This is a genomic window from Nonomuraea sp. NPDC051941, assembly GCF_044593615.1.
The window spans coordinates 1-8,572 of the sequence record NZ_JBIUCF010000117.1; the positions used below are offsets into that span (position 1 = coordinate 1).

Genomic DNA, 8,572 nt, shown 5'->3' on the forward strand with positions numbered 1-8,572 from the left:
AGCGCGGGCACGCACCAGCGACAACCCGACACCCTCAACCGCCACCTCCGGCCGGGCATCGACATACTCGGCCAACCGCGACGCCTGAGCCCGCAGCGCCTCCTCACCACGCCCCGACAGCACCCACGGCACCACACCCGACACCACAGGAGCGTCCCCGGAGGTGTCCAGCTGCGGCTCGGGAGCCTGCTCCACGATCACGTGCGCGTTCGTCCCGCTCACCCCGAACGACGACACACCCGCCCGCCGCGGCCGGCCGTCCGGCTCCGGCCACTCCCGCGCCTGCTCCAGCAGCCGGACCTGGCCCTCCTCCCAGTCGACATGACTGGACGGTGCGGACACGTACAGGGTCTGGGGCAGCAGGCCCTCGCGGGCGGCCATGACCATCTTGATCACACCGGCCACGCCCGCGGCGGCCTGGGTGTGCCCGATGTTCGACTTCACCGACCCGAGCCACAGGGGCGCCGCCGCGTCACGGTCCCGCCCGTACGTGGCCAGCAGCGCCTGGGCCTCGATGGGGTCGCCGAGCGTGGTCCCCGTGCCATGCGCCTCGACCACGTCCACGTCGGCGGCCGTCACCCCGGCGTTGGTCAGCGCCTGGCGGATCACCCGCTCCTGCGAAGGACCGTTGGGCGCGGTCAGACCGTTGCTGGCCCCGTCCTGGTTGACCGCCGTGCCCCGGATGACCGCCAGGACCTGGTGGCCGTTGGCCCGCGCGTCGGACAGGCGCTCCAGCAGCAGCATGCCGACACCCTCGGCGAACACGGTGCCGTCGGCGTCGTCGGAGAAGGCCTTGCACCTGCCGTCGCGGGCCAGCCCCTGCTGCCGGCTGAAGTCCACCATCAGCTCGGGCGTCGGCATGACGGTCACGCCGCCCGCGAGCGCGAGCGTGCTCTCGCCGCTGCGCAGCGACTGGCAGGCCAGGTGGATGGCGACGAGCGAGGAGGAGCAGGCGGTGTCCACCGTGACCGCGGGGCCCTCCAGGCCCATGCTGTAGGCCACCCGGCCGGAGATGACGGAGCTGGTGTTGCCGGTCTGCACGTACCCCTCGACGCCCTCGGGGAACGGCCCGAGCCCCGAGACGTAGCCGGTCTGCGTCCCGCCGACGAAGACGCCGGTGGGGGTGCCGCGCAGCGTGCCGGGGTCGATCGCGGCCCGTTCCAGCGCCTCCCAGGCGACCTCCAGCACGTGCCGCTGCTGCGGGTCCATCACCAGGGCCTCGCGCGGGCTGATCCCGAAGAAGCCGGCGTCGAAGTCGCCCGCCCCTTCGAGGAAACCGCCGTCCCGCGCGTACGTCGTACCGCCGGCCGTGTGGTCCTCGTCGTAGAGCGTCTCGAGGTCCCAGCCCCGGTCGTCGGGGAAGGAGGAGATCCCCGAGCGGGCCTCCACCAGCATGTTCCACAGGTCCTCCGGCGAGTTCACCCCGCCGGGGTAGCGGCAGCTCATCGCCACGATCGCGATCGGCTCACGATCCTTCGCCTCGACCTCGCGCAGCCGCCGGCGGGCGCGCTGAAGGTCGGCGGTAGCACGCTTGAGGTAGTCCCGGAACTTGTCGTCAGTGGCCATGGGATTCTCAACCAGCCTTGAGGTAGTGAGGCGGAACGGGACGGACGTGGGCCGGCGCGGTCTAGCCGGCTGTCCTCCGGTGGCGGAGCACGTGCTCTTCCAGGTCCTTGACCAGGTCGTGCGGGGTCGGGGTCTCCCGTATCTCCTGACTGGTCTTCTGTGCGCGCTCGGTGAAGGTGGAGTCGTTCAGGATCCGCTGCAGTTCGGTGCGGAGGGTGTCGGCCGAGAACCGGTCCGGCGGAAGGTGCACGCCCACGCCGTGCGCTTCGATGGCGTCCGCGACCTGGTCCTCGTCGTGCAGCGCGTGCGGGATGATGAGCTGCGGGACGCCGTTGAGCAGCGCCGTCAGGGTGCTGCCGGTCCCCGCGTGGTGGACGATCGCCGAGCAGCTCTTGAGCAGCGGGTCCAGCGGCACGAACCCGGGGATCCGGACGTTGTCGGGGACGGTGGCCCCGGCGGGGACGGAAGCGGGGCCCAGCAGGGCGACGACCTCGATGTCCAGGTCGGCGACGGCCTCGAACAGGTCGGGGTACCCCAGCTTCGCGCGGCCGGCCCACACCTCCTGGTAGGAGTTGCCCAGGGTGACGCAGACCCGCGGCCGCTCCGGTTCCGTCCGCAGCCAGTCGGGGATGGTCCCGGGGCCGTTGTACGCCACGTAGCGCACGGGCAGGTAGGCGTACTCCGCCGGCAGGCGCAGCCAGGAGGGGATCGAGTCGATGGTCGTCTGGCCGAGGACGAGGTCGTCGTCGTACTCGCAGCCGTACTTCTCCAGCTTGGCCTTCAGCCAGTCGCGTACCGGGTCCTCGCCGGCGGCCTCCGGGCGCTCGGCCCGCAGGCGCAGGAACAGCTCACGTAAGCGGCCCCAGTGGTCGCGGCCGATGGTCGTCCGGGCGTGCGCGGCGCCGCAGGCGGCCGCCGCCACCGGTCCCGTGTACGTCATGCTGTCCCAGATGACCAGGTCAGGGCGCCACGAGCGGCAGAAGGCGACCATGCCGTCGAAGACGGACTCGTCGGTGTTCACGTCCAGCGCCATCGGGGAGGCGAAGGCCGCGAGGCAGTCGCGCACGTACTCGTAGGTGAGGACCTCGGGCCGGATCTCCGTGATGGAGTACCCGGACCCGTAGATGGTCTCCTCGGGCGCCATCGCCGCGACGCGCTCGGCGTAGCGCGCCTCGTCGCCGACGGCGACGCCCATCAGTCCCGTCTGCTGCACCAGGGGCATGATGTCGGGTTGTGCCGCGATCACGACGTCGTGGCCCGCGGACTTGAGCGCCCAGCCGAGCGGCACCACGAGGTTGAGATGAGCGCTGGCCGCGAGTTGGGTGACAACGACGCGCATTCCGCATCCTTCCGGCAGGTACAAGGTCGGCCGGGCGGCGGCGCGCAATGCGCCCTTCCGCTCACAGGTGGGTGTCGTGAGCAGGTCCGCCAGAGCCCCATCGACTCTCACGAGACAGTAATCAGCCACGTGAGAGGCACCGACCCCTAGATCACCCCTCAGGCCCCCCTGCGGGCTTCGGCCGTACTGGGGTGTTCGCCGAGCCGTCGCAGGGTGAGTGCGAGGGTCAGGCGGGCGCGGCCCTCGGCCGGCTGCACGGGGAAGCCGAGCTCGCTCTCGGCCCGGGCCAGCCGGGCGGCGACGGAGCTGCGGTGGATGTAGAGCCGAGAGGCGGTCTGGCGGATGGAGTCGCTGGCCGCGAAGACGTCCAGCGTCTCCAGGACGGAGTCCCCGTTGGGCGCTTCCGCCAGGCGGTCCAGTGCGGCGACGTCCGGGGATCCGGCGATGGCCTCGTCCGGCAGGTGCTCGGCGAGCAGGGCGAAGCCGCCCAGCCGGTCCCAGTGCACGACCCTGCCCCACAGCTCCCCCGGGCCGGCGAAGCGCAGTGCCGTACGCGCCATGTGCCAGGCCCGCGCGGCGCTCGCGGACGGAACGCGCGGGCTCACCCCGACCGCCGAGCTCGTGCTGGCGAGGGCGTCGGGCCAGGGCGGGCCGGAGACGATGACCCCGTACACCTGCCCGAGGCGGGCCACCCTGCCCCCGAGCCCGGAGGCGTCACCGGCGACGGCGAACACCTGCACCGAACGATCCGGCCTCAGCCCGAGGAGCTTCAGCGCCCGGGAGCGTCCGGCCTCGTCGACGGCCGAGCCGAGGACGAGTTCGACGAGCGCCGGGTCGCCGAACGCCGGGGCGGGCTCCTTCCTGCCCAGGACTGCGGCGCAGGCGATGGCGAACCGTTCGACGAGCATGGCGTCGATCGGGTACGGGTCGCCGCGCCGCTCGATCCACACCTCGCCGCCGTTCACGAGCTCGTGCCTCCTGGAACCCGGGCCGGCGGGCCCGTCGAGTGCGCCGCCGCCGGCGCCCACCCGCCGATACACCCCCAGACCGGGAACGCTCACCCCTACGGGGCATTCCGCGAGCCGAGAAGCCTCCAGCAGCAGCCGCTCCAGATCGGTCCCGTTCTGCAGGAGCACGTCGAAGAAGCTGATCACCCTGAGCTCGTCACCCGCGTGGGCGTCGAGTTCGGAAAGGCGCAACAGCAGGTGCTTCATCAGGTTGACCTCGGCTCTGATTTTGCGTTCACTCGGGCTCGGAAAAAGCGACGCCGCGGCCGGCGGTCGCCATTCGGGGTGAATGTTCGCAACGGAACGGTATACGGACGCCGGGGCTTCGCGGCGGCTCCGGGGAACGGAATCCCGCCCTATAGGGGATACGCACGGGTCGGATAGGGGTCCGCCCTCGATCGGCCTTCACCTAGCGTCGGCAGGGCCGCTCACCTGCGCATTGTGCGGCATTTCCATGAATGGCCCAGGGCGTGGGGCGCCGTCTCCGCGCCGAACGTGATGAGGTGGTTGACTTGGCCCGAGCCCCCAGCGCCAGGGGAACCCTGCCGTTCGGCGACCACGTGACCTGGTACCGGGTGACCGGCACCCCGGGAAAGGGGAAACCGGCGGTCGTGGCCCTGCACGGAGGGCCCGGCGGCACCCATGATTATTTGCTCCCCATGGCGGAGCTCGCCGACGCCGGCTGGCCGGTCGTCCATTACGACCAGCTCGGGAACGGCGGTTCCACGCACCTGGACGATGCGGATCCGGGATTCTGGACGCCGGAGTTGTTCGACGACGAGCTGGGCAATCTGCTGAACCGCCTGGGAATCGCCGGCGACTACGTTCTCTTCGGCCATTCCTGGGGCGGTCTGCTGGCCGCCAAACACGCCTCCGAGCGGCCGTCCGGGCTGCGCGGTCTGGTCATCGCGAACTCGCCGGCCTCGTACCCGGAATGGCGTAAAGAGCTGAAGATCCTGCGCGACCTGCTGCCGAGCGGGGTGAACGAGACGCTGCTCGCCCACGAGGCGGCCGGGACGACGGACACCCGCGAATACTTCGACGCGATGATGGTCTTCTACAACCGGCACGTGATCCGTACGCGGCCGTGGCCACGCGAATTCAAGGCCACGTTCATGGACACGCTCAGCAATCCGACCGTCTATCAGGCCATGAACGGGCCGTGCGAATTCCACGTGATCGGCAGCCTGAAGGACTGGGACGTCCTGGACCTCCTGCCCGGCATCGACGTGCCCACGCTGGTGATCTCGGGCCGGCACGACGAGGTGACCCAGGAGTCGGTCCGGCCTTTCCTCGAGCTCATTCCCGGGGCCCGCGGAAAGGTCTTCGAGGATTCCAGCCATTCGCCGCATCTGGAGGAGCCGGAGCTCTTCCGGCGGGTCATGCTCGAATTCCTCGCCGGCCTGGCCTGACTTGGGCCGCCGCTCTTCATGCCCTTGCCCAAGGAGACAAATCTTGAACGACGCCACCGATATCGTGAAGAGCGACGCCGAGCTCGCTGCTCGCTACGGATCGCCGCTTTACGTCTACGACCTCGAACGTGCCGTCGCCGCTTATGACGACCTCCGCGCCTCCCTGCCCGAGGGGACGGTCGTCTATTTCTCGTTCAAGGCCAATCCCCATCCGGAGATCGCCGAGGCGCTGCGCGAGAGCGGCGGTTCCGCGTGCAAGGCCGAGATCAGCTCCACGGGCGAGCTCGCCGCGGCTCTGCTGGCGGGCTTCGACCCGCTCGACATCCTCTACACCGGGCCCGGCAAGACGACCGAGGAGGTGGAGGCCGCTCTGGAGGCCGGCGTCCGCCGTTTCTCCGTCGAGTCGGTCAACGACTTGCGCCGGATCGGGCAGGCCGCGTGGGAACAGGACACGGTCGCCGACTGCCTCCTGCGGGTGAACAGCACCGCCTCGGGGGCCACCACCAGCATCCGCATGACGGGGGCTCCCTCCCAGTTCGGCTTCGACAGCGAGACGCTCCCCGAGCTCATGCCGGAGCTTCGATCGGTGCCCGGCACCCGTCTGTCGGGGATGCACCTGTTCTCGCTGAGCAACGCGAAGGACGAGGAATCCCTGATCGCCGAGTTCAAGCACACGATCACTGCGGCGGCCGAGGTGCGTGACTCGACGGGTCTGGAGCCGGAGCTGCTCGACATCGGCGGCGGCTTCGCCTCCCCCTACCTCTCCCCCGGCGAACGCCCCGTCTACGGCGGACTCCGCGCGGCGCTGGAGGAGGTCCTCGACTCGCACTTCGCGGGCTGGCGCGACGGCAGCCCCCAGGTCGCCTGCGAATCCGGGCGGTACCTCGTCGGCGACTGCGGCCGGCTCGTGTGCACCGTCACCAACGTCAAGGAGAGCCGCGGCGGCAGGTTCATCATCCTGGACGCCGGGATCAACACGCTGGGCGGCATGTCCGGGCTCGGGCGGCTGCTGCCGGTCTCCGTCCAGTTCGAGTCCGCCGAGCCGGTGGCACCGGCCAGCCTCGTCGGCCCGCTCTGCACCCCGGGCGACATCCTCGGCCGCAACGTCGCGGTGCCCGATCTCCGCCCCGGGGACGTGGTGACCATCCCGAACGCGGGGGCCTACGGCATGACGGCCAGCCTGCTCATGTTCCTGGGCCGCCCGGCGCCCAGCGAGGTCGTCATGCGCGGCGACAAGGTCGTCTCCTCGTCCCACGTGCTTTTCGTCCGCATGTACGAGTAGAACCACCTGCCTGCCCTGCAGGTATCCATCGTCGGCTGTCCCGGCTCAACCGCCGCGGACAGGATCACTGCGGTTCATATGGAGAGTCAAACAGATGAGCCAGTCCGGAAACAGCGAATTCGAAGCCAGCGGCACCCCGACGACGAGGGCCGGACGAGCGACGGCCTTCACCCTTCGGCTGGCTGACCTCTCCATGGCGGAACGCCGGGCGTCCCTGATCGAACTGGTGAGCCGGACGACGCTCGACGTGATGAGCGCCGTACTGCCCGGGCTGCTGGAGACGGTCTCCGCCGAGCAGACCTTCAAGGACATGGGGCTCGACTCCCTCGCGGCGGTCGAACTGCACGACCGGCTCGCCGCCGAGCTCGGCGCCGAGCTCCCGATCGGCATCGCCTTCGACTACCCGACGCCGGCCGCTCTCGCCGACTACCTGCTCACCGAGGCGCTCGGGCTCGGGGAACGGCGAACCGCCGAGATCACGGCCGCCGTCGGCTCAGACGAGCCCATCGCGATCGTCGGCATGGCCTGCCGCTACCCCGGCGGCGTGGCCACGCCCGAGGAGCTGTGGGAGCTGATCACCGAGGGCCGGGAGACGGTGACCGGGTTCCCGACCGACCGGGGATGGGACCTCGACCGGCTCTTCGACGACGACCCCGACGCCGGCAACACCACCTATGCCCGGGTGGGCCACTTCCTGCACGACGCCGCGGAGTTCGACGCGGCGTTCTTCGGGATCAGCCCGCGTGAGGCCGTGGCGATGGACCCGCAGCAGCGGCTGATCCTGGAGACCTGCTGGGAGGCCGTCGAACGGGCCGGCATCAACCCCCAGACCCTGCACCAGAGCCAGACCGGCGTCTTCATCGGCGCCGAACCGCAGGACTACGGCCCCCGGCTGCACCAGGCGCCCCCTGATGTCGAGGGCTACCTCGTCACCGGCGCCGCGCCGAGTGTCGTCGCCGGCCGGGTCGCGTACACGCTGGGCCTGGAAGGGCCCGCCGTCACCGTGGACACCGCCTGCTCGGCGTCGCTCGTCGCCATCCACCTGGCCTGCCAGTCGCTGCGCACCGGGGAGAGCCCGCTGGTGCTCGCGGGCGGGGTGACCGTGATGTCCGCGCCGGGGACGTACACCGCCTTCAGCCGCCAGCGCGTCATCGCCGCCGACGGCCGCTGCAAGGCCTTCAGCTCCGACGCCGACGGCACCGGCTTCTCCGAGGGTGTCGGTGTGCTGGTGCTGGAGCGGTTGTCGGATGCGGTGGCCGCTGGTCATCGGGTGTTGGGGGTGATCCGGGGGTCGGCGGTCAATCAGGACGGGGCCAGTAACGGTTTGACGGCTCCGAACGGTCCTTCGCAGGAGCGGGTGATCCGTCAGGCGCTGGCCAATGCGGGGTTGTCGGGTGCTGAGGTGGACGCGGTCGAGGCGCATGGCACGGGGACCGCACTGGGGGATCCGATCGAGGCGCATGCGCTGCTGGCCACGTATGGGCGGGATCGTGACCCGGCGCAGCCGCTGTGGCTGGGCTCCTTGAAGTCGAACATCGGGCACACGCAGGCGGCTGCGGGGGTGGCCGGTGTGATCAAGATGGTGCTGGCGATGCGGCACGGGTTGTTGCCGCAGACGCTGCATGTGTCTGCTCCTACGACCCATGTCGACTGGGAGCAGGGCCAGGTCCGGCTGCTGGAGCAGGCGCGGGAGTGGCCGGAGCCTGCGGACAGGCCGCGGCGGGCGGGTGTGTCGTCGTTCGGGGTGAGCGGGACGAACGCGCACGTGGTCGTGGAGCAGGCTCCCGAGCCGCAGCTGGACACCTCCGGGGACGCTCCTGTGGTGTCGGGTGTGGTGCCGTGGGTGCTGTCGGGGCGCGGTGAGGAAGCATTGCGGGCTCAGGCGTCGCGGTTGGCCGAGTATGTCGATGCCCGGCCGGAGGTGGCGGTTGAGGGTGTCGGGTTGTCGCTGGTGCGTGCCCGCGCT

At 70.6% G+C, this 8,572-nt stretch carries 6 protein-coding genes; 3 read left to right on the top strand and 3 right to left on the bottom strand.

All coding sequences use genetic code 11. The features are described from left to right. The 3 genes from ACIHFD_RS67380 to ACIHFD_RS67390 all read right to left on the bottom strand — a co-directional run. Positions 1 to 1,566 (bottom strand): type I polyketide synthase (locus ACIHFD_RS67380; RefSeq protein WP_397375885.1); only part of this gene is annotated, 1,566 nt, incomplete at its 3' end. 61 nt (positions 1,567 to 1,627) lie between these two features. Continuing rightward, positions 1,628 to 2,905, bottom strand: a complete 1,278-nt coding sequence (locus tag ACIHFD_RS67385) for an activator-dependent family glycosyltransferase (protein ID WP_397375886.1) — start codon at positions 2,903 to 2,905, stop codon at positions 1,628 to 1,630. 158 nt (positions 2,906 to 3,063) lie between these two features. Next, positions 3,064 to 4,119 (bottom strand): helix-turn-helix domain-containing protein, encoded by a 1,056-nt coding sequence (locus ACIHFD_RS67390; protein WP_397375887.1) that lies wholly within the window; start codon positions 4,117 to 4,119, stop codon positions 3,064 to 3,066. A 296-nt stretch (positions 4,120 to 4,415) separates the two neighbouring features. Here ACIHFD_RS67390 and ACIHFD_RS67395 point away from each other — a divergent pair, with 296 nt between their 5' ends. The 3 genes from ACIHFD_RS67395 to ACIHFD_RS67405 all read left to right on the top strand — a co-directional run. Beyond that, positions 4,416 to 5,324 carry a proline iminopeptidase-family hydrolase gene (locus tag ACIHFD_RS67395; protein WP_397375888.1) on the top strand — a complete coding sequence of 303 codons (909 nt, stop codon included), beginning with the start codon at positions 4,416 to 4,418 and terminating at the stop codon, positions 5,322 to 5,324. A 43-nt stretch (positions 5,325 to 5,367) separates the two neighbouring features. Then, positions 5,368 to 6,606, top strand: coding sequence for a type III PLP-dependent enzyme (locus tag ACIHFD_RS67400; protein ID WP_363985768.1), 1,239 nt, complete (start codon positions 5,368 to 5,370; stop codon positions 6,604 to 6,606). 94 nt (positions 6,607 to 6,700) lie between these two features. Further along, the coding region (locus tag ACIHFD_RS67405; protein ID WP_397375889.1) for a type I polyketide synthase at positions 6,701 to 8,572 on the top strand (1,872 nt) is incomplete at its 3' end.

Bases quoted from the DNA above. Each gene is read 5' to 3' on its own strand.
- ACIHFD_RS67385 (WP_397375886.1), bottom strand. From the start codon at position 2,905: ATGCGCGTCGTTGTCACCCAACTCGCGGCCAGCGCTCATCTCAACCTC.
- ACIHFD_RS67390 (WP_397375887.1), bottom strand. From the start codon at position 4,119: ATGAAGCACCTGCTGTTGCGCCTTTCCGAACTCGACGCCCACGCGGGT.